The organism is Arenimonas sp., assembly GCF_035312645.1.
GTDB lineage: Bacteria > Pseudomonadota > Gammaproteobacteria > Xanthomonadales > Xanthomonadaceae > Arenimonas.
This window is the reverse complement of sequence record NZ_DATGBO010000020.1, coordinates 1-20,035: the sequence shown is the minus strand read 5'-3', so window position 1 is coordinate 20,035 and position 20,035 is coordinate 1. Positions and strand designations below refer to the sequence as shown.

Here is a 20,035-nt window from a genome sequence, read left to right as displayed (position 1 = left end):
GTGCACGGCTTCACCATCAAGTGCGCGGTGTATGGCGCGCTGGCTGCGCGCTTTGCAGGCGTGCGCGCGCGGGTGAGTTCGGTGGCGGGCATGGGCTATGTCTTCACCAGCAACGATGCGATGGCGCGGTTGCTACGACCTGTGGTGCGCGGCTTGATGCGCATCGCGCTGGATGGCAGCCACGCAAGGCTGATCCTGCAGAATCCCGATGATGTCGCGCTGTTTGCAAAAACGGGCCTGGTCGACCCGGCGCATGTGCGCTTGATCCGTGGCTCGGGCGTGGATTGTTCGCGCTTCGTGGCACGCAGCGCGGTGCGTGATCCATCGCGGCCTCTGCGCGTGCTGTTGGCTGCGCGCCTGCTCTGGGACAAGGGCCTGGCGGAATACGCGGAGGCGGCGCAGCGCCTGCATGACGAAGGGCGCGTGATTGAATTTCTGCTCGCCGGCGACCCCGACCCGGGCAATCCCGCAGCGGTGGACGAAGTCACCGTGCGCGCCTGGCAGAACGAGGGCCTGCTGCAGTGGCTGGGCCATGTCGATGACATGCCGGCGCTGCTCGCGTCGGTGGATGTGGTGGTGCTGCCCAGCTACCGCGAAGGGCTGCCCAAGACCCTGATCGAAGCGGCGGCCTGCGCGCTGCCGCTGGTGACCACGGATGTGCCGGGCTGCCGTGAAGTGGTCAGCGATGGCGTCGATGGGTTGTTGGTGCCGGTGCGCGATGCGGTGGCGCTGGCGGCAGCGATTGCGCGTCTGCACGATGATCCGGTGTTGGCGGCGCGATTGGGCACGGCGGCGCGCGCAAAAGCATTGGCCGAATTCGATGAGCGCATCGTCATCGCGCGCACGCGTCAGGTGTATGACGAAGTGCTCCTTTCGTAGGAGCGCTCATGAGCGCGATGAATCTTGCGGCACCGGCTGAAGAAATCGCGGCCATGCCCGCTCCCACGGACTTGCCGCCTGCCCACGCGATGCGACATCCTCCGGCCATGCGCGTTGTCCTTTCTCTCCCGCGATGAACATCCTGGTCACTGGCGGTGCCGGCTACATCGGCAGCCACACCTGCGTGGTGTTGGCGGAGCGTGGGCATCGCCTCGTCATCGCCGATAACTTCAGCAACAGTTCGCCGGCGGTGCTGGCGCGGCTTGAGCAGCTCACCGGTGCGGCGATTCCGTTCGTCGAGCTGGATCTGCGCGATGCCGCAGCGCTGGCGCAGGTATTTGCAGCGCGACGTTTCGATGCGGTGGTGCATTTTGCGGCGCTGAAATCGGTTGGCGAGTCCTGCGCGAAGCCGCTGGAGTATTTCGACAACAATATCGGCGGCACGCTGTCGCTGCTGCGGGCGATGACGGCGGCGGGTGTGCGCGGCCTCGTGTTCAGTTCGTCCGCGACGGTGTACGGCGACGCCACCACGGTGCCGGTGCGCGAGGATGCGCCGCTGCATGTCAACAATCCTTATGGTCGCACCAAGCTGGTGTCGGAGCAGTTGATCGGCGATCTGTGCGCACGTGATGGCGATTTCCACGCCGCCACGCTGCGCTATTTCAATCCGGTTGGCGCGCATCCCTCGGGCCTGATCGGCGAGGATCCGCGCGGCGTGCCCAACAACCTCATGCCTCATGTCAGCCAGGTCGCAGTGGGGCAGCGCGAGCGCCTGCAGGTGTTCGGTGGTGACTATCCGACGCCCGATGGCACCGGCGTGCGCGACTACCTGCACGTGATGGATCTGGCGCGTGCGCATGCCGATGCGTTGGATTATCTCGCGCGCGAGCAGCGCAACCTCACGGTGAACCTGGGTACGGGGCAGGGTGTGAGCGTGCTTGATCTGGTGCGCGCGTTCGAGCGGGTGTCGGGCAGGGCGGTGCCGTACGAGATCGTCGCGCGCCGCGCCGGTGACATTGCCTCGCTCTACGCCGATCCCGGTCTCGCCCATTCGCTGCTGGGCTGGCGCGCCGAACTCGACCTCGATGCGATGTGCCGCGATGCCTGGTGCTGGCAATCGCGGAATCCGCGCGGGTATGTCTCGTAGGAGCGATGGCAATCGCGACAGAAGTGCCGCGGGTGATCAAGTCGCGATTGCCATCGCTCCTACGGGGCTATTTCTCCGGCACGACGCACCACGCGCATTTGTTGCCGCGTCGCCAGCTGTCGTAGGCGCTGATCAGATACACGCTGGCCGACATCAGCGCCCACCATCCGGAAAATCCCAGCGCATCGATCAACGCATGGCCCTTGAGCGATTCAGCCACCATCAGCACGGCGAAACCGAGGGCGTAGACCAGCAGGAAGCGACGGAGCCAGAAGAGGAGTTGCATGGCGGTGTCCTTGTCGGGGTATGTACCGATCAAGACGATCAGGGAGAGGGGATGTGACTGGCCCGTAGGAGCGACGCAAGTCGCGATTCTTCGCAATGCGACGCCCTCGGTGTGGCGTGGAGGTCGCGACTGGCGTCGCTCCTACAATGCGACGCCCTCGGTGTGGCCCGTAGGAGCGACGCAAGTCGCGATTCTTCGCAATGCGACGCCCTCGGTGTGGCGTGGAGGTCGCGACTGGCGTCGCTCCTACAACGGCGTCGATCCCGCAAGAGAATCGCCGGTGGTGGACGCGGCAACAAAAAACCCCGGCAAGCCGGGGTTTTTGTTGCGACCAATCGACGCGATGCATCAGGGCTTGGCCTGCTTGCGCTTGTACAGCGAATACGCGGTGAGCAGGATCACCGCGACGACGGTGGAGAGGATGAAGCCGGAACTCTCGCCTTCCTTGTACCAGCCGATGGCCTGGCCCAGGTATTTGGCGATCAGCGAGCCGCCGACGCCGAGGGCGATGGTCCACAACAAACTCAGCTTGTCGTCGCCGGGGTGGATGGCGCGTGCAATCAGGCCGATGACAAAACCGATCAGGACAGTCCAGATGAGGCTAAACATGGGCAGCGTCTCCAAGTCGTGGGAGCGGGCATGACCGCGATTTTCCCAAGTTGTTCGGAACATCTATCGCGGCCATGCCCGCTCCTACGAATCAGCAACAACCATGGTCTCCGAAATTCGCTGCGCCGGCATGCACGCCGACGCCGCGGGTGAGGCCTTTCTCGCTGGCGTCGTAATGATCGGCGATGACTTTCGCAACCACCGAGGTCACGCGCTTGCCGGTCGGGATGTGCAGGAATTCGTTCGGGCCGTGCGCGTTCGAATGCGGGCCGAGCACGCCGGTGATCATGAACTGCGCGCCCGGGAATTTTTCCCCGAGCATGCCCATGAACGGGATCGTGCCGCCTTCGCCCATGTACATCGCCGGTGCGCCGAAGAATTGCTGGCTGGCCTGGTCGATGGAATTTTCCAGCCACGGCGACAGCAGCGGCGCATTCCAGCCGGTCGAAGCTTTCTCGACTTCGAACTCCACCTTCGCGCCGTACGGCGGATTTTCCGTGAGCACGCGCTGCAGGATTTCGCTGGCGGTTTTCGGATTCAGCGTCGGTGGCAGGCGCAGGCTCAGTTTCACCGCGGTGAACGGCCGCAACACATTACCGGCGTTGCCCAGCGGCGGCAGGCCATCGGCGCCGGTGATCGACAGCGCCGGCCGCCAGGTGCGGTTGAGCACGAGTTCGGTGAGGTCGGCATTCATCGGCACCATGCCGGGCAGGAACGGGAATTTATCGAACACGTCGTTGCCCAGCACCTGCGAGGCGCGTTGCGCCTGGATCAGACGCTCGCCGGGAATATCGACGAACAGGTCTTCGATCAGGATCTTGCCGCTGGCCTGGTCCTCGAGCCGTGAGAGCAGCTGGCGCAGAATGCGGAAGCTCGACGGCACCACGCCCGAGGCGTCGCCCGAATGCACGCCTTCCGTGAGCACGTTGACGCTGAGGTTGCCGCCGGCAAGGCCGCGCAGCGAGGTGGTGCACCAGAGTTGATCGTAGTTGCCGCAGCCCGAATCGAGGCAGACGACCAGCGACGGTTTGCCGATGCGATCGGCGAGATGGTCGACGTAATAGGGCAGGTCGTAGCTGCCCGATTCTTCGCAGGCTTCGATCAGGATCACGCAGCGGCTGTGCGGCGTGCCTTGGTCTTTCAGCGCGCGGATTGCAGTGAGCGAACCGAACAGCGCGTAACCATCGTCGGCGCCGCCGCGGCCATAGAGTTTGTCGCCCTTGATGACCGGCTTCCACGGGCCGAGGTCGTCGGCCCAGCCGGTCATTTCCGGCTGCTTGTCGAGGTGGCCGTAGAGCAGCACGCAGTCATCGCCTTCGCCGGGCACTTCGATGTAGATCAGCGGCGTGCGGCCTTCGAGGCGCACCACTTCCACGCTCATGCCGGCGATCGGCTGGCGCTTGGCCCACGCGGCGAGCAGGTCGGTCGCGGCGTCCATGTAGCCGTGCTTTTGCCAGTCGGCATCGAACATCGGCGACTTGTTCGGAATGCGGATGTATTCGACCAGTTGCGGAACGATGTCGCCGTCCCAGGCGTCGCTGACGGTGCGGTCGATCTTGCTCATGTCCATGCGCTCTGCCCCAAGCCTTTTTCCGGTTTTGTGACGGGATTCTAGCTGACGGAATGGGAAAAGGCCGACCCGGGCCAGCGGTGGATTCGCAGGCGTTTGTGAATAAAGTGGTGATGGGGTGAGCGAAACCGGGCCGGGACACTGCCTGCACCGACGCCCAGCCGGGTCCGGCCACCCTCATCTTCGGAGTCTGCTCATGAAACACCTCGCATTGATCCTCAAGACCCTCGCCCTTTCCGCGCTGCTGTCGGCCTCGGCCTTCGCTGCCGAGAAGGTCAACATCAACACCGCCGATGCCGCCACCCTGGACCGCGTGCTGCTCAACGTCGGCCCCAGCAAAGCCGAAGCCATCGTCGCGTATCGCAAGGCGAACGGCGCTTTCCGCAGCGCCGACCAGCTGGCCTCGGTGAAAGGCATCGGCCTGGCCACGATCGAGAAGAATCGCGATCGCATCGTGGTTGCCGGCGGTGTCGCCGCCGCACCGGCCGCCAAGCCCGGCGCCACCGTGATCCACGCTGCCGCAGCGAAAGCGCCGGCACATCCCGCCTCGCGTTGATTGAGAGGCCGCGCCGAATCACATCGGCGCGGTTTTCTTCTTCGTAGGAGCGCTCATGAGCGCGACTTGCTCAAGTCGCGGCATAACCAGGCAATCGCGGTCATGCCCGCTCCTACGAGCCAGAGGAAATAACCATGGCCATTTCCCAACAGATCACATTGCCGAAAACTGCAGCCCCCGATCGCCCTGGCCACAAAGCCCTGCGCAAACACCGCGTCAGCGCCGAAGGCCAGGTCTATTTTCTCACCACCACCAGCCTTTACCGCCGACCCATTTTCCGCGAGGCAGACGTTTCCTTCGCGGTCTGCAAGGCACTGCATCAGCCCTGGCTGTGGCGCGACAGCCGACTGCTCGCCTGGGTGCTGATGCCCGATCACTGGCACGGCCTGCTGCGATTGGGAAAGGCCGATGACCTCGCGACGGTGATGGGCCGCTTCAAGGCCGTCACCGCCCGCGCCGTCGACGAGCGCCATCGCGTCAACGGCTGGCTATGGGGCCGCGGCTTTCACGATTACGCATTGCGCGGCAATGAAAGTGTGCGCGCGACAGCACGCTATCTGGTCGCCAATCCCCTGCGCGCCGGATTGGTCGAGGACCTCGCCTGTTATCCGTATTGGGATGCCGAGTGGTTGGGTTCAAAGGCCGACAGTATTTTTCCCATCTGATCGTAGGAGCGCTCACGAGCGCGATTTGCCCAAGTTGCGGTAGGGCCCGCTTCCGATCAACGCAAGCATACGACCTTGGGTGTAAGTGCTGCTGGGGCAAACATGGTCGTGCCCGCTCCTACGAAATCCCCCCCAACTTGCCTGTTCCCATCGCCGCTCCCACAATGCGGCGGTGAACCTGCATCTCATCCCCGCCAACGAGTATCGTCGCGAGCGCTGGAAGAATGGCCTGGGCTGGACGCGGGAAATCCTGCGTTGGCCGGAAGAGAATGGCGGTTGGGATTGGCGGGTATCGATCGCGGAAGTAGACAAGCCCGGCGCGTTCTCGCGCTTCGAAGGCTGTGATCGCGAGCTGGTGTTGCTGGCGGGCGAGGGCATGCGCCTGAACTTCGCCGACGACGGCAGCTCCATCGATCTGCTGCCGCCACACGGCCGGCATCGTTTTTCCGGCGAACGCGATCTCTCCGCGGATCTTCTCGCCGGTCCGACCCAGGACTTCAACCTGATCTGGCGTCGCGACAGAATCGAAGCCACATTGCTGCATCGCCCTTTGGTCGGGCCGATGGTGTTTTTTTCCGAAGATCGCGTGTGCTGGATCGTGCACGTGCTGTCCGGCCAGGCCGCGTTCAAGGATCAGTTGCTGCCATCGCGGCTTGAACAAGGCGACAGCGCACTGATCGAACCCTCCGCCCACAACAACAATCATCGCCTCATCCTCGACGGCGGCGGCGAATTACTGCTGATCAAGTTGGTGGAGCGCGAATAAGCACGCGGTTTCGTCCATGCCTCAGGCGAGGCCCGGATGGGGCGCGAGTGGGAAGTGGTGACGCACTGAAAGGAGAAACGATCATGCCAACAGGTACCGTTCGATTGCATCGCGTGCTCCGCGCGAGTCCGGAGCGCGTCTATCGGGCGTTTCTCGACGCCGACGCCATGGCCAAGTGGCTTCCGCCCTACGGATTCACCTGCAAGGTTCACCATCTGGACGCGAAGGTGGGCGGCACCTACCGAATGTCGTTTACCAACTTCACGACGGGAAACGGCCACTCGTTCGGCGGCGAGTATCGCGAGCTGGTTCCGTTCGAAACACTTCGCTACACGGACAGCTTCGACGATCCGAAACTTCCCGGAGTGATGCAGACGACGGTGACTCTGAAAAAGGTGTCGTGCGGAACCGAACTCAACGTCGTGCAGGAAGGGCTGCCCGAGGTCATTCCGGTAGAGATGTGCTACCTCGGCTGGCAGGAATCGCTGGCGCAACTGGCAAAGCTCGTCGAGCCGGAAATTCCGGACTAGGGACGCGGCGCCCGGCCATCGTGCCGCCCCCGGAATCCAGGCAACAACCCAGGCGCCATCATGCAATCAGCAGATTGGAAAACCACACTCCACGGCAGCTGCCACTGCGGGCAATTGCGCCTCGAATTTTCCAGCAATCAATCGCCGGAAAATTTCACGCCACGCGCCTGTGATTGTTCCTTCTGCCGGAAACATGGCGCGGCCTATATTTCCGACCCTGTCGGGCGGCTGTCGATCACTGCGAAACGGACGGCGCTGCGTCGATATCGCCAGGGCTCGAACAACGCCGAGTTCCTTTTGTGCGGCGAGTGCGGCGTGCTGGTCGCCGTCGTGTTCGCGCAGACTGCACGCCTTTACGGCGCCATCAACGTCGGCTGCCTGGACGCAGGTGAGTCTCTCGGTGCTTCGATGCCCGCTTCCCCGCAGACGTTGGCTCCCGACGAGAAAGTCTCCCGGTGGTTGGCGCTGTGGGTTCCGGATGTGGAGTTGATCGAATCAGCGGCCTGATGACGCACCGGGCGGACAGTCCGAGGCGGTTCGATATCATCGCAAAGGCGAGCGCATGATCGCGAATCAACGCGATGATCGTGGTCAACCATCCAGACCGAGGCATAGTCGAGCCCATGAAAAAATTTTTCCTGCTGCTTTTCCTCATGCCGGGCTTCGCCCATGCAGGTGGCCTGTACAAATGCGTCAACGGCGGGCAGACGACGTATCAAGACACGCCCTGCCACAGCGCAAGCCAGCAGACGCAATTGCAGGCCGGGGGCGTGAATCCTCTGGTCGGCTGCTATGTCGCCGACTTTCCTGGCTACGAAAGTGCCGGCAGTTCGGAGCACTTCGAAATCCGCGCCGTGACGAGTAGCGATTACGAGCTTCGCTTCCAGGAAGGGAAGAACACGCGCAGCCTGCCCATGAAAAGCGCGACGCCCGACGAGCTGCGGGAAGTATCGCGGGGGTTCCATGTGCAGCTCAGCGATGGTGTCAACATGAAATGGCCCAAGGACACGCCCAACCAAAAGCCGACGGGCGTTTACCGGGGACGCGACAAAGATGGGAAGCCGGTGATCCTGGCGTTCTTCTTTCTTTCAAACGGGCTGGCGCGAAAGGTCGGTTGCCAGTGAGCGCCGGGCATCCGCTCCTGCCAGGTCGGCCGGCGCAATACGAGCGTCGGATGGCAGATGCCTGATCACGAATCCGATGCGGGCTGCGTCACCGCCACAACCGGCGATGCCCCGGGCATGAAACGAATCCTCGTGATCGGTTCCGGGGGTGTGGGCAAGTCGACGTTTGCGAGGCGGCTGGCAGGGGGCACGGGACTGCCGCTCTTTCATCTGGACGCGCTGTACTGGCAACCAGGCTGGATCAAGTCATCGCGGGAAGACTGGCTGGCGAAAGTCGATCAGCTCGTCGCGGGCGAACGCTGGATCATGGACGGCAATTTCGGCGGCACGCTGGAGCGTCGCTTGGCGGCCTGCGATACCGTGATCTTTCTCGACCTGCCGCCCTGGGTCTGTCTTTGGCGTGTGCTTCGGCGCCGCATCCGGCACCACGGCCAGGCGCGGCCCGACATGACGGCAGGCTGCCATGAGCGGCTGACCTGGGATTTCGTCTGGTGGATTCTCAGCTATCCGGTCAGGCGCCGACCGGCGATCCTGCATCGCCTCGCGACGATGCATGCAGGGCAGCGCGTGCACCGCCTGCGTGATTCGCGCGCGATGGAGGACTTTCTCCAATCGCTTCCGTCGGCACCGCCGTTGTCCGGCTGAGGATTCGATTCGGGCGTGCAGACAGGTGGGTGGCCCTTGTCGCCGGCCGGATTCGCCAACGCATCGGCATCCGCCACGCGCGGCGAAAAGACTTCCGCCGCTTACGCCAGCCCCAGTCCGAACAGCGTCGCGACGACCAGTGCGCACAGGCCGAGCAGGCTGACCGCCATTTCTTTGGCATTGCGACCGCGCGCCCACATCACGATGCCGCTGATGCCGAGCAGACCCATCGCCAGGCCGAAGCTGTCGGCGAGCAGAATCCAGCCAATATTGCCGCTCTGCGATTTGTGCAATGCCAGCACGGTTGCCAGTGGATCGGAACGCGTGCGCTTGAGCGCGAGGCTGGCATCGCCGGGCACGAACTCGGCATTCCAGCTTTCGTGCGCGGTGCCGCCGGCGATGCTCCAGACCGCAGGATCGATGCTGCCGTCGGGCTTGGTCTCGGCGTCCTGCACGCGCACGCGATTCGCCGACAGCCCCTGCGAATTTTTCAACCAGGCGGCGAGGCCTTCAGGCGTCGCGCGCGCTTCGGTCGGTACGGCGATGTGCTGCATGCCCAGCGGCGTGCGTTCGCCCTGCGGTACTTGCCAGATCGCGCGGTGATTGAGGAACAGACCGGAGAATCCGAACAGGATCGCCGCGAGTGCGCCCCAGGCGCCAATCCACAAATGCAGTTGCCGAATGAGCGGATACCAACGGGTGCGCGATACGGCGGGCGAGGGGATGGCATTCATTGCGAAAACGTCCTGAAGAAGGGATTGAAAGGAAGGGGGTTGAGCGGTTTTGGAAACCACCACCGCCGCGATGGTTCCGACAGCGCAGGATTTCCGGAAAACATTCTCGATGCGCAGTCGACAGTCAGCGGTCGTCCCGCGTCCACACCTGGCCGTCTTCGATCCTGACGGGAAACTTCGCGATCGGCACATAGGCCGGCGCGCATAGCGCCTCGCCGGTGCGCAGGTCGAACTTCGCGCCATGGCGCGGACATTCGACCTCGAAACCTTCGACCGGCCCGCCGGCGAGTTCGCCGCCATCGTGCGTGCAGATGTCCTCGACCGCGTACAAGGCACCGTCGATATTGAATACCGCGATTGCGGTATCGCCGTCGAACGCCACCTGAAATTCCCCAGGCAACAATTCGCCGGTGGCACAGACGCGGATCCAGTCAGTCACAAAAAATTCCCGTAGGAGCGGTCATGACCATGTTTGCCTCAGCAGGAACTACACCCAAGGTCGCGTGCTTGCGTTGATCGGAAGCTGGTTTGAACGGCTGGAGAAAATCACGCTCATGCCCGTTCCCACAAAGAAGAAAAATCACGCCAACGATTTTTCGAGAATCTCGAAACGCAGGTCATCGCGTTTCGGCAGTCCGTAGCGTTCGTCGCCATAGGGAAACGGTTTGTGCACGCCGGTGCGGTGATAGCCGCGGCGTTCGTAAAAGGCGATCAGCGTGTCGCGAATGTCGATCACGGTCATTTCCATGCGCAGGCAGCGCCATTCCTCGCGGGCCTGGCGCTCGCCCTCGGCCAGCAAAAGTTTGCCGACGCCGCCGCCCTGCAGGGTTGGACGCACCGAAAACATGCCGAAATACGCGGCCACGTCGTTTTTCTGCAGGTGGCAGCAGGCGAGCAGCTCGCCATCGCGTTCCGCGAGCAGCACGCGACTGTTGTCGGCATCGATGTCGCGGGCAAGACTTTCGGGATCGATGCGCTGGCCATCGAGCATGTCGGCTTCGGTGGTCCAGCCGATGCGGCTGGCGTCGCCGCGATAGGCCGATTCGACCAGGGCGACGATCGCGGGAATGTCGGCATGCATGGCGTGGCGGAACGTCAATATTGTGTCGGTCATGGTTACCCCAGCAGTGTGCGGGCCTTCGCGATGCCGGCGACCAGGCGGTCGATCTCGTCGAAGGTGTTGTAGAAAGCGAGCGAAGCGCGGCAGGTCGCAGCGACGCCGAAATGTTGCATCAGTGGATGCGCGCAATGGTGGCCCGAGCGCACGGCGATGCCATCGAGATCGAGCAGTGTGGCGAGATCGTGGGCATGCGCGCCGTCGACGAGGAAGGAAATCACCGCGGCTTTTTCTTTCGCCGCGCCGAAGATGCGCAGCCCGGGAATCTGCGCGAGTTTTTCCGTCGCATAGGCGAGCAAGGCCTGTTCGCGCGCTTCGATATTGGCCATGCCAATCGCCGAAAGATAGTCGACGGCCGCGCCCAGGCCGATCACGCCGGCGATGTTCGGCGTGCCGGCCTCGAACTTGTGCGGCGGATCGTTGAACACGGTTTTCTCGAAGCGGACTTCGCGGATCATCTCGCCACCGCCGAAGAACGGCGGCATTGCTTCGAGATGTTCGCGGCGTGCCCAGAGGCCGCCGGTACCGGTCGGGCCGAGCATCTTGTGGCCGGTGAATGCGTAGAAATCGCAGCCGATCGCCGTGATGTCGACCGGACGATGCGGCACCGCCTGCGAACCATCGATCACCGTGGCGATGCCGCGGCGTCGTGCCTCCCGGCAGATTTCCGCGACGGGATTGACCGTGCCGAGCACGTTCGACACCTGCGTGAGGCCGAGGATCTTCACCTCAGGCGTCATCTGAGTACGAAGCGCAGCGATGTCCAGTTCGCCGTCGGCAGTGATCTCGGCGACGCGGATGGTTGCGCCGGTGCGTTCGGCGATCAGCTGCCAGGGCACGATATTGGCGTGGTGCTCCATGCGCGTAAGCAGGATCGCATCGCCAGGCTTGAGCCGCGGCAGTGCAAAACTGTATGCCACCAGATTGATCGCCTGGGTCGTGCCCGAGGTCAGCACCAATTCGTCGGCGCGGATGTTGAGGAAGGCGGCGATCTTCTTGCGCGCCGCTTCGTAGGCCTCGGTCGCTTCCATGCCCAGCGTGTGCACCGAGCGCGAGATGTTGGCGTTGTGCTCGCGATAGAACGCGTCGGTGATGTCGATCACCTGACGCGGTTTCTGCGCGGTGTTGGCGGAGTCGAGATACACCAGTGGCTTGCCGTGTACTTGCCGCGACAGCACTGGAAAATCGTCGCGCAACGTCTTCCAGTCGATCGTGTCAGCCGTGTTTGTCGCGTTGGTCATGGTGCGGCCTCGCGGTCACCGTGGCTGGGTGGCGCGGAAATCACCAGGAAGCGCGCGTCGACCTCGCCTTCGTTGTACAGGCGATGCGCGGCGCCGGGCGGAACGTGCAGGCCCTGTGCGGCGCACAGACGATGTATTTGGCCATCGACTTCGAGCGTTGCTTCACCGGAAAGCGCATAGAAGAACTGCCGCGATTGCGCGTGCCGATGCCGCTGCTCGCTTGCGCCGGGTGGAACGCGTTCCTCGATCACCGACAGCGCCGCGTGTTCGAGCAGATGCCAGCCATCGCAGGCGGCGCCCCAAGTGTAATGCCGGCTGTTGTCGCGCTCGACGACGCTCATGCGCTCGCCTCCAGACTGGCCAGTCGTGCTTCCAGCGCAGGCGAGAGTTGTTCGATCAGCGCCGGATCCAGCAGGCGGCCCAGGGCTTCGCGGGCGAATGCGAGCGTTAGCAGCGCGCGCGCCTGTGCTTCCGGAATGCCGCGTGCGCGCAGGTAGAACAGATGCCCAGCGTCGAGACGGCCCACGGTCGCGCCGTGCGCGGCTTTCACTTCATCGGCATAGATTTCCAGCACCGGCTGCGTGTCGATCTCGGCGCTGTCGGACAGCAGCAGGTTCTTGTTCGACAGCGTGGCGGCGGTGCCATCGGCGCCTTCGCGGATGGTGATGCCGCCGTGGAATACCGCGCGGCCGCGCTCGGCGGCGAGGCCGCGCCAGAGCAGATCGCAACGCGTATCGCGCGCCACGTGTTCGATGCCCAGGCGCGTGTCGACATGGCGACGACCGCCGGCGAGCAGTACGCCGCCGGAAACGAAATCGGCGCGCTTGCCCTGCAACGCGACGTTGAGCTCGTGTCGCGACAATCCGGCGCCGAGTTCGAGATCGACGCGGCGATACTGCGCATCTGATGCAAGTGCGGCGTCGGTGCGCGCGATCAGCGTCGCGCCGGCGTCCTCGTCCTGCACGCGGGCATGCAACAACTGCGCGCCAGGCTTGAGATGCACGTGCATGAGGTGGTTGCCGAGATGGCGATGCGCGGCGGTCGCGAGATGGTGCTCGATCACGGTCAGGCTGGCGTTCTCGCGCAGCTCGAGCAGATGCCGCTGATGCCAGGCGAGATCGCCGTCGGCGGGCGTGCTGACGAAAACCAGCTGCAAAGGCGCAGCGATTTTCGCGTCCGCTTCGACGCGCACCAGCGCACCTTCGAAGGACAGCGAGGCATTGAGACGTGCGAAGGTTTCGTCGGCGTGCTCGAAGCGGCGGCCGAGTACGTTCACGGCGCGCAGGTCATCGCCGATGAGTGCTTGCGACAATGGTTGTACGGCCAGCCCTGGTGCGAGATCGGTCAGCAGCGACAGCGCGGCGTCGAAATGCCCGTTGACGAACACCATGCGCGGCGCAGGAATGTCGGCCAGGAAGGCCGGGTGCAGTTTCGGCGCGACGGCGGCATCGACGAAGCTGCGCTGCGACAACGCGCGCAGCGGCGTGTATTTCCAGCGCTCGGCGCGCGGACCCGGCAGGCCATCGGCGAACGCCTGCGCAAGCGATCGCCGCCGCGATTCGCCCAGACCCTGCGCATCGACAATCGCTGCGGGCAGGGCGTCGAAGCCGGTCTTGAGGGAGTCGAGCAGGCCGCTCATGGCGCGACGCGGTCCTTCACCCAGGCGTAGCCGTGCGCTTCGAGTTCGAGCGCGAGCTGCGGGCCGCCGGATTCGACGATGCGGCCGTCGGCGAGTACGTGCACCACGTCGGGCGTGATGTAATCGAGCAGGCGCTGGTAGTGGGTGATGACGAGGAAGGCGCGTTCCGGCGAGCGCATCAGGTTGACGCCGTCGGCGACGGCCTTGAGCGCGTCGATGTCGAGGCCGGAATCGGTTTCGTCGAGGATGGCGAGCTTCGGTTCGAGCAACGCCAGCTGGAAAATCTCGTTGCGCTTTTTCTCGCCGCCGGAAAAACCTTCGTTGACCGCGCGATGCAGCAACTCGTCCTTGAGGTGCAGGACGGACAATTTCTCGCGCACGCGCTTGAGGAACTGCATGGAGTCGAGTTCGGGCTCGCCGCGATACTTGCGCTGGGCGTTGAGCGCCGCGCGCAGGAAGTAGGTGTTGTTCACGCCGGGAATTTCGACCGGATACTGGAAGGCGAGGAATACACCCTCGGCGGCGCGTTCTTCCGGTGCCAGCGTCAGCAGGTCGCTACCTTCGAAGCTCACCGAGCCTTCGACGACTTCGTAGCCTTCGCGACCGGCCAGCACATTGCCAAGCGTGGATTTGCCGGCGCCATTCGGCCCCATGATCGCGTGCACCTGGCCGGGCAGAACCTCGAGCGACAGGCCCTTGAGAATTTCCTTGCCGGCAACGCGGACGTGGAGATTTTCGATCTTCAGCATTTTCTTTTTCTCGCGACCCTAAAAAGGCCAAATTCAATAGATCAACATATGGACGTAGGAGCGATGGCAATCGCGACCCACCGCGGCGGTCGCGATTGCCATCGCTCCTACAGGATCAACATCACCCCACAGCACCTTCCAGCGATACTTCCAGCAACTTCTTCGCCTCTACCGCGAACTCCATCGGTAGTTCCTTGAACACCTGCTTGCAGAAACCATCGACGATCAGCGACACCGCGTCCTCCTGGCCCAGGCCGCGCGAGCGGCAATAGAACAGCTGGTCGTCGGAAATCTTCGAGGTGGTCGCTTCGTGTTCGACGGTCGCGCTTGGGTGCTTGACCTCGATATACGGGAAGGTGTGCGCGGCGCAGCGCTTGCCGATCAGCAGGGAGTCGCATTGCGTGTAGTTGCGTGCGCCTTCCGCGGTTTTCTCCACCTTGACCAGACCGCGATAGCTGTTGGAGCCGCGGCCGGCGCTGATGCCCTTGGCGATGATCTTGGACTTGGTGTTGCGGCCGATGTGGATCATCTTGGTGCCGGTGTCGGCCTGCTGGCGGTGATGCGTGAGTGCGACCGAATAGAACTCGCCGACCGAATCGTCGCCGCGCAATACGCAGCTCGGGTATTTCCAGGTGATCGCCGAACCGGTCTCGACCTGCGTCCAGCTGATCTTGGCGCGATCGCCGCGGCATTCGCCGCGTTTGGTGACGAAGTTGTAGATGCCGCCGACGCCGTTCTCGTCGCCGGGATACCAGTTCTGCACGGTCGAATACTTGATCTCGGCGTCTTCCAGCGCGACCAGCTCCACCACCGCCGCGTGCAGCTGGTTCTCGTCGCGCATCGGCGCGGTGCAGCCTTCGAGATAGCTGACGTGGCCTTTTTCTTCGCAGATGATCAGGGTGCGTTCGAACTGTCCGGTGTCGCGGGCGTTGATGCGGAAGTAGGTGCTCAGCTCCATCGGGCAGCGCACGCCTTTCGGAATGAAGACGAAGCTGCCGTCGGAGAACACGGCCGAGTTCAGCGCCGCGAAATAATTGTCGCCCTGCGGCACGACCGAGCCGAGATATTTCTGCACCAGCTCCGGATGTTCCTGCACGGCTTCGGAGAACGAGCAGAAGATCACGCCTTTTTCCGCGAGCTCTTTCTTGTACGTCGTGCCTACCGACACCGAATCGAACACCGCGTCCACCGCCACGCCGGCCAGGCGCGCGCGTTCATGCAAGGGCACGCCGAGCTTGTCGTAGGTTTCCAGCAATTTCGGATCGACTTCGTCCAGCGAGGCGTATTTTTTCTTTGGCGCGGCGAAATAGCTCACCGCCTGGAAATCGATCGGCGCGATCTGCAGCTTCGCCCATTCCGGCGGCGTCATCGTCAGCCAGTGACGGTAGGCCTTGAGGCGCCATTCGGTCATCCACTCGGGTTCGTTCTTCTTGGCCGAGATGAAACGCACCACGTCTTCGCTCAGGCCCGGCGCGATCGTGTCGGACTCGATGTCGGTGACGAAGCCGGCGTCGTAGCGGCGCTCGAGCTGGCGCGAGATTTCGATATTTTCGTTGGCCATGGTCGCCTCAGGCACGCGCCAGGTGCAGCGGGATGGATTTGCGCGAAGTCGCGGCCGGCAGCATTTCAGCCAGGCTGATCGCGCGCAGAGCGTCGGCGATCACGTCGTTGATGCGCCGCCAGTGCGTCTGCACGCCGCAGTGCGGTTCGTGTTCGCACTGGCTGTGCTCGCCGGAGCATTCGGTCATGCCAAGCCGGCCTTCGATCGCCTCGACCACGTCGTAGAGGTTGATCAGTTGCGGCGAGCGCGCCAGCTTGTAGCCGCCATTGGCGCCGCGGAAACTCTCGACAAGGCCGGCGTGGGCGAGTGGCTTGAGCACCTTGCTCACCGTCGGCAGCTCGAGTTTCGCGCGTTCGGCGAGCTCGGCGGCGCTGTGCACCCGGTCGGGGCGCTCGGCCAGTGCGGTCAGCACCACGGTCGCGTAATCGGTAAGTTTGGTGACGCGAAGCATGGGCGGGGCCGGCAGCGATTCAATCAGTACCGAAATTGTACTGTATGAGGACGGGAGGCTCAATCCGGAGGTCGAGCCCGCCACATCACACCAGCAGGCCTAGGCCATTTGCCCGCCGATCACACTGCCGATCGCGAACGTCACTGCGCCCGCGCCACCGCCGATGGCCAGCATGCGCAGGCCGCCTGCCCAGGGGTTGCGGCCGGTGAACAGGCTCATCGCGGCGCCGGTGCCAAACAGGCCCAAGCCCGACAACGCGGCGCCGAAATACGCGGCATGGGGCAGGGCGGCGCCGAAGAAGAAAGGCAGCAGGGGCACCAGCGCGCCCAGCGTGAACGCGATGAAGGAGAAGGTCGCGGCGCCGATCGGCGAGCCGAGGTCATCCGGGTTCAGGCCGAGTTCCTCGCGCGCCAGCACATCCAGCGCTTTTTTCGGATCGGCGACCAGTTGCGTGGCGAAAGCGCGGGCATCGGCGATCGGCAGCCCGCGCGCAGCGTAGATCAGCGCCAGTTCTTCGGCTTCGGCGGCGGGGTACTCGGCCAGCTCATCGGCTTCGAGCCCGATCTGGTACTCGAACATTTCGCGCTGCGAACGCATCGAGACGAATTCGCCCGCTGCCATCGACAAGGCACCCGCAAGCAGGCCGGCGACGCCCGTTGCCAGTACTGTGCCCGTGCCGGCAGCCGCGCCAACCATGCCCAGGATCAGGCTGGCATTCGAGACCAGGCCATCGTTGACGCCGAAGATTGCGGCGCGCAGGTTGCCGCCGCCAACGCTCTGGTGGCCGCGCCCGATCTGCGCCACCGATGTCGGCAGCGCGTGGCCGGGCGGTGCGCTGCCATAGGCCGACAATCCCCGTACCTTCAGTGCCGCCAGTGCCGGCTTGATGCGTCGGGGGCCAATGCGCCGCGCCAGCATCGCGACCAGGCGCGCGCGCGCTTCCGGCGCGAACGCCGGTAGCGCCTGGCCGGCATCGCCAGCGATCTTCGCCCAGTGCGTGGCCTGTTCTTCCGCCGCCGCGCCCAGCTGTGCAAACAGGGTGGCCATGCGCGTTTCGGTTTCGGCTTCCGCCAGGACCCGGTACAGCCATGCCGATTGTTTTTCCTCGTGCCAGCTGTCGCGTGCATCCATTTGCAGGACCTCCGTGGTTGTGACTTTCCGACGCAACCATAGCGATTGCATGGTGCGACGGCCACACAGGGATGCCGTGTTGCGCGACAATGCCGCCCTTCCTCCCCGCCTGATGCCTTCATGTCCTCGAATATCGCCACCCGCCGCTCGGCCATCCATGGCAACGGCGTCTTCGCCGCTGCGTCGATCAGGAAGGGCACGCGCCTGATCCAGTACCGCGGCCTGCTGCGTTCGCACGACGATGTCGATCGCGTCTATGCCGACGATGTCGACACCGGCCACACTTTTCTGTTCACGCTCAACGACGATTACGTGATCGACGCCAATGTCGACGGCAACGATGCGCGCTGGATCAACCACAGTTGCGATCCCAACTGCGAGGCAGTGATCGACGAGGACGACGGCAAGGATCCGGCCAAGGACCGCGTGTTCATCGAGGCGATGCGCGCGATCAAGCCCGGTGAAGAACTCACCTACAACTACGGCATCAAGCTGGCCGAGGCGCATACGCCGAAGATGAAAAAGCTCTGGGCCTGCCACTGCGGCGCGAAGAAGTGCACGGGCACGATGCTGCAGCCCAAGCGTGCGGCGAAATCGCCCGGCTGATTGTTTGCTGGCCAGGTGCCGGCGCGATTCGTGACGCAGTTCGCAGAGTGAAGTCCTGTGCGCCGATGTCCCGGCAGTGACGCCGAAGCGTCACGAAATTTGCCTAAGGTTCGCGCACCTCATCGCCCGAGCCTGCCATGCGTGCATCGACCACGGTTTCCGCTGTCCTGATCCTGTCGGCATTCGTGGTCGGCTGCGCGCAGCAGGCGGCGCCGGCGACGAACGATACCGCCAAGACCGTTGCCGTCGAAACTCGCGCGATCGTTCCAGCGACGATGGATGAGGCGGCTTTGCGCAAAGCGATAGCCGCGGCGCTGCGCGAGCAACGCATCTATTCGCCGGGCGGCGACAACGCGATCGAACTCTACGTTGCTTTGCGTGCCCTGCATCCCGACGACACCTCGGTGCAGATGGCTTTGCTGGAACTCGAACCGTATGCGGTGATCGCCGCCGAACAAAGCACGCAACGCGGCGAGTTTCCGGAAGCGCAGCGACTGCTCGCGCTGATCGCCTCCGCCGACGCCCAGGCCAGTGCGCTGCCGCGATTGCGCGATCAACTTGCGCAGCGGGAAAAACTGGTCAACGACAGGATCGCCGCCGATGCCGCCAGCACGGCCATCGCAGCAGCAGCGCAATTGTCGTCGCAGGCGGCACCGATCACCGCTCCCGTCGGCCCGCTGCCGACGAATGCCGTCAAGCCTGTCGCGGCGCCGACGACGTTGGCGAGCGATGATCATGCGATCACCGCGGGCTCCACTGTTACCCCTCCGGTTGGGAATTCTCAGACATCGGCAACGGCATCGGTCCGGGCGCCGCTGCCTATTGCTGCGCCCGCATTGACAATCGCCAGCACCGCCGCACGAACAGCACCGACGCACACCCCCATGTTGCTGCGCGATCAGGCGCCGCGTTACCCGGCCAACGCGCTGCGCAGGAGGATCGAGGGCAGTGTCGATCTCGCCTTCACCATCAAACCCGATGGCACCGTGACGGATGTGCGCGTGTTGCATGCCACGCCGGAAGGTGTTTTCGATGTCGCCGCGCTCGCGGTCGCCAAGCAATGGAAGTTCGAAGCTTCCGCGCAGGAAATTCCCGGGCGACGCCTGATCGCGTTCGATCTTCCGAAAGACGCGCCTTGAGAAACCGTGCGCTATTTCTTCGGCTGCGCGCCGCCATATAGCGGGCCGAAGCGCCACGCGAGAAAAAGAGCCAGCAGCAAGGCGCCGGAGCCGGCGGCGATGACATCGGCAGTGGCGTGAATATCGAAAGCATCGGGTCGGATCAGCACCGCGTAGCCGGCGGCGAAACTGCAGCTTCCCCAGAGCACGTTCAACACAGCCGATGATTCGTTCTGGCCGCGCAGTCTGGCGAAGGGCGTCGGGAAAGCGCGGCCGGACATGCCGTTGACGAAATGTGGCAGGCCGTTGGCGATCAGCGCGCCGCCAAGAAAACAGAAGAAGATGTGAAGCATCGAGTTTTCCGGCAGCGAACTGATTGAGATTTCTGGAGGTCAGCTAGCGCGCTTTGCGATTGTCGGCGTCGGCAAACCATTGCTTGCGCTCCGGCGTGTAATGCCACCACGGGTGCGGCGGCGCGCCTTCCATGAAGCGCACTGCAGCGATGAAGGTGTCGCAGACGCAGGGGTCCTGGCGCGTACCGGTCAGCGTGTTGAGGCGCGCATAAAGCGCGTACGGATCCTTGCCGATCAGTTGCGCCGGTTGCCTGATGCCGAGCTGGCGCAGATCTTCGGCCAGCGAGGGGCCGATATTGGGGATGTGCTCAAGTCGGCTGGCGGCGTTGGCGTGTTGCGCTTTCATGGTTTCTTCGTGGGTCCGTCGAGGCCGACGCCAAATTCGCAGACCACCGGCGGATATTTTTTCGCCAGCGCATTCGTCGAGGAATAAGTTTCTTCGCCGGTGGGATAATTCGCGGGTTCGTTGTCGCCGGGGAATTCCGGCGGGCACAGACCGAGTCCGCCGGCGACGAGTTTGCCCTCGAGCTTGCCGCCGCCCCAGCCCTGGATCTGACC

Annotated in this window: 27 protein-coding genes; 11 read left to right on the top strand and 16 right to left on the bottom strand. The window is 63.9% G+C overall.

Translation table 11 applies throughout. The features are described from left to right. Positions 1–879, top strand: an 879-nt coding sequence (locus VKM35_RS01790; protein WP_324317733.1) for a glycosyltransferase family 4 protein, incomplete at its 5' end; no start/stop codon positions are given. Positions 880–1,012: 133 nt separating this feature from the next. Beyond that, positions 1,013–2,026, top strand: coding sequence for a UDP-glucose 4-epimerase GalE (gene galE, locus VKM35_RS01785; RefSeq protein ID WP_324317731.1), 1,014 nt, complete (start codon positions 1,013–1,015; stop codon positions 2,024–2,026). A gap of 67 nt (positions 2,027–2,093) precedes the next feature. On the opposite strand, the gene VKM35_RS01780 is transcribed toward galE, so the two are convergent. The 3 genes from VKM35_RS01780 to VKM35_RS01770 form a co-directional block, all read right to left on the bottom strand. Continuing rightward, positions 2,094–2,312 carry a hypothetical protein gene (locus VKM35_RS01780; RefSeq protein WP_324317729.1) on the bottom strand — a complete coding sequence of 73 codons (219 nt, stop codon included), beginning with the start codon at positions 2,310–2,312 and terminating at the stop codon, positions 2,094–2,096. A gap of 348 nt (positions 2,313–2,660) precedes the next feature. After that, complete coding sequence (locus VKM35_RS01775) at positions 2,661–2,921, bottom strand: GlsB/YeaQ/YmgE family stress response membrane protein (RefSeq protein ID WP_324317727.1); 261 nt, start codon at positions 2,919–2,921, stop codon at positions 2,661–2,663. Between the two features lie 91 nt (positions 2,922–3,012). After that, a complete protein-coding gene (locus tag VKM35_RS01770) occupies positions 3,013–4,491 on the bottom strand; it encodes a M20 family metallopeptidase (protein WP_324317725.1) in 1,479 nt (492 codons plus the stop codon). Positions 4,492–4,687: 196 nt separating this feature from the next. Between VKM35_RS01770 and VKM35_RS01765 the strand changes: the two genes are divergently transcribed. The 7 genes from VKM35_RS01765 to VKM35_RS01735 all read left to right on the top strand — a co-directional run bounded on the left by VKM35_RS01765 (position 4,688) and on the right by VKM35_RS01735 (position 8,777). Next, positions 4,688–5,047, top strand: coding sequence for a ComEA family DNA-binding protein (locus tag VKM35_RS01765; protein WP_324317723.1), 360 nt, complete (start codon positions 4,688–4,690; stop codon positions 5,045–5,047). Between the two features lie 134 nt (positions 5,048–5,181). Next, on the top strand, positions 5,182–5,712 hold the full coding sequence (locus VKM35_RS01760) for an REP-associated tyrosine transposase (RefSeq protein ID WP_324317721.1): 531 nt from the start codon (positions 5,182–5,184) through the stop codon (positions 5,710–5,712). A gap of 172 nt (positions 5,713–5,884) precedes the next feature. Further along, the gene (locus tag VKM35_RS01755; RefSeq protein WP_324317719.1) at positions 5,885–6,478 is read left to right on the top strand and encodes a HutD family protein; all 594 of its coding nucleotides are present in this window, start codon (positions 5,885–5,887) and stop codon (positions 6,476–6,478) included. Positions 6,479–6,561: 83 nt separating this feature from the next. After that, positions 6,562–7,008 (top strand): SRPBCC family protein, encoded by a 447-nt coding sequence (locus tag VKM35_RS01750; RefSeq protein WP_324317717.1) that lies wholly within the window; start codon positions 6,562–6,564, stop codon positions 7,006–7,008. Positions 7,009–7,068: 60 nt separating this feature from the next. Continuing rightward, positions 7,069–7,515 carry an aldehyde-activating protein gene (locus VKM35_RS01745; protein WP_324317715.1) on the top strand — a complete coding sequence of 149 codons (447 nt, stop codon included), beginning with the start codon at positions 7,069–7,071 and terminating at the stop codon, positions 7,513–7,515. Positions 7,516–7,631: 116 nt separating this feature from the next. Continuing rightward, on the top strand, positions 7,632–8,132 hold the full coding sequence (locus VKM35_RS01740; RefSeq protein ID WP_324317713.1) for a DUF4124 domain-containing protein: 501 nt from the start codon (positions 7,632–7,634) through the stop codon (positions 8,130–8,132). Between the two features lie 117 nt (positions 8,133–8,249). Continuing rightward, positions 8,250–8,777, top strand: coding sequence for a hypothetical protein (locus tag VKM35_RS01735; RefSeq protein WP_324317711.1), 528 nt, complete (start codon positions 8,250–8,252; stop codon positions 8,775–8,777). A 101-nt stretch (positions 8,778–8,878) separates the two neighbouring features. On the opposite strand, the gene VKM35_RS01730 is transcribed toward VKM35_RS01735, so the two are convergent. From VKM35_RS01730 to VKM35_RS01685, 10 genes are all read right to left on the bottom strand, one after another. Next, positions 8,879–9,511, bottom strand: coding sequence for a PepSY-associated TM helix domain-containing protein (locus VKM35_RS01730; protein WP_324317709.1), 633 nt, complete (start codon positions 9,509–9,511; stop codon positions 8,879–8,881). A gap of 124 nt (positions 9,512–9,635) precedes the next feature. Continuing rightward, a complete protein-coding gene (locus VKM35_RS01725; protein WP_324317707.1) occupies positions 9,636–9,950 on the bottom strand; it encodes a non-heme iron oxygenase ferredoxin subunit in 315 nt (104 codons plus the stop codon). Between the two features lie 141 nt (positions 9,951–10,091). Next, the gene (locus tag VKM35_RS01720) at positions 10,092–10,625 is read right to left on the bottom strand and encodes a GNAT family N-acetyltransferase (RefSeq protein WP_324317705.1); all 534 of its coding nucleotides are present in this window, start codon (positions 10,623–10,625) and stop codon (positions 10,092–10,094) included. Between the two features lie 2 nt (positions 10,626–10,627). Next, complete coding sequence (locus VKM35_RS01715) at positions 10,628–11,869, bottom strand: cysteine desulfurase (RefSeq protein WP_324317703.1); 1,242 nt, start codon at positions 11,867–11,869, stop codon at positions 10,628–10,630. Then, positions 11,866–12,210: a cupin domain-containing protein gene (locus tag VKM35_RS01710; RefSeq protein ID WP_324317701.1), complete on the bottom strand. Its 345-nt coding sequence runs from the start codon at positions 12,208–12,210 to the stop codon at positions 11,866–11,868. Before VKM35_RS01710 ends, VKM35_RS01715 begins: the two co-directional genes overlap by 4 nt. Next, positions 12,207–13,508, bottom strand: a complete 1,302-nt coding sequence (sufD, locus tag VKM35_RS01705; protein WP_324317699.1) for a Fe-S cluster assembly protein SufD — start codon at positions 13,506–13,508, stop codon at positions 12,207–12,209. The genes VKM35_RS01710 and sufD overlap by 4 nt, the downstream gene beginning before the upstream one ends. Beyond that, a complete protein-coding gene (gene sufC / locus VKM35_RS01700; RefSeq protein ID WP_324317697.1) occupies positions 13,505–14,257 on the bottom strand; it encodes a Fe-S cluster assembly ATPase SufC in 753 nt (250 codons plus the stop codon). The genes sufD and sufC overlap by 4 nt, the downstream gene beginning before the upstream one ends. 121 nt (positions 14,258–14,378) lie before the next feature. Next, positions 14,379–15,818 carry a Fe-S cluster assembly protein SufB gene (gene sufB, locus VKM35_RS01695; protein WP_324317695.1) on the bottom strand — a complete coding sequence of 480 codons (1,440 nt, stop codon included), beginning with the start codon at positions 15,816–15,818 and terminating at the stop codon, positions 14,379–14,381. Between the two features lie 7 nt (positions 15,819–15,825). After that, positions 15,826–16,269, bottom strand: coding sequence for an SUF system Fe-S cluster assembly regulator (locus VKM35_RS01690; RefSeq protein WP_324317693.1), 444 nt, complete (start codon positions 16,267–16,269; stop codon positions 15,826–15,828). A gap of 99 nt (positions 16,270–16,368) precedes the next feature. Next, positions 16,369–17,400, bottom strand: a complete 1,032-nt coding sequence (locus tag VKM35_RS01685; RefSeq protein ID WP_324317691.1) for a VIT1/CCC1 transporter family protein — start codon at positions 17,398–17,400, stop codon at positions 16,369–16,371. Positions 17,401–17,520: 120 nt separating this feature from the next. On the opposite strand from VKM35_RS01685, the gene VKM35_RS01680 reads away from it, so the two are divergent. Together VKM35_RS01680 and VKM35_RS01675 are read left to right on the top strand one after the other, a co-directional pair. Beyond that, on the top strand, positions 17,521–18,006 hold the full coding sequence (locus VKM35_RS01680; protein WP_324317690.1) for an SET domain-containing protein: 486 nt from the start codon (positions 17,521–17,523) through the stop codon (positions 18,004–18,006). 137 nt (positions 18,007–18,143) lie between these two features. Beyond that, positions 18,144–19,145, top strand: coding sequence for a TonB family protein (locus tag VKM35_RS01675; protein WP_324317688.1), 1,002 nt, complete (start codon positions 18,144–18,146; stop codon positions 19,143–19,145). A gap of 11 nt (positions 19,146–19,156) precedes the next feature. On the opposite strand, the gene VKM35_RS01670 is transcribed toward VKM35_RS01675, so the two are convergent. The 3 genes from VKM35_RS01670 to VKM35_RS01660 all read right to left on the bottom strand — a co-directional run. Beyond that, positions 19,157–19,477: a hypothetical protein gene (locus VKM35_RS01670; protein WP_324317686.1), complete on the bottom strand. Its 321-nt coding sequence runs from the start codon at positions 19,475–19,477 to the stop codon at positions 19,157–19,159. 43 nt (positions 19,478–19,520) lie between these two features. Beyond that, positions 19,521–19,823, bottom strand: coding sequence for a helix-hairpin-helix domain-containing protein (locus VKM35_RS01665; protein WP_324317684.1), 303 nt, complete (start codon positions 19,821–19,823; stop codon positions 19,521–19,523). Then, the coding region (locus VKM35_RS01660) for a hypothetical protein (protein WP_324317681.1) at positions 19,820–20,035 on the bottom strand (216 nt) is incomplete at its 5' end. The genes VKM35_RS01665 and VKM35_RS01660, both read right to left, overlap by 4 nt.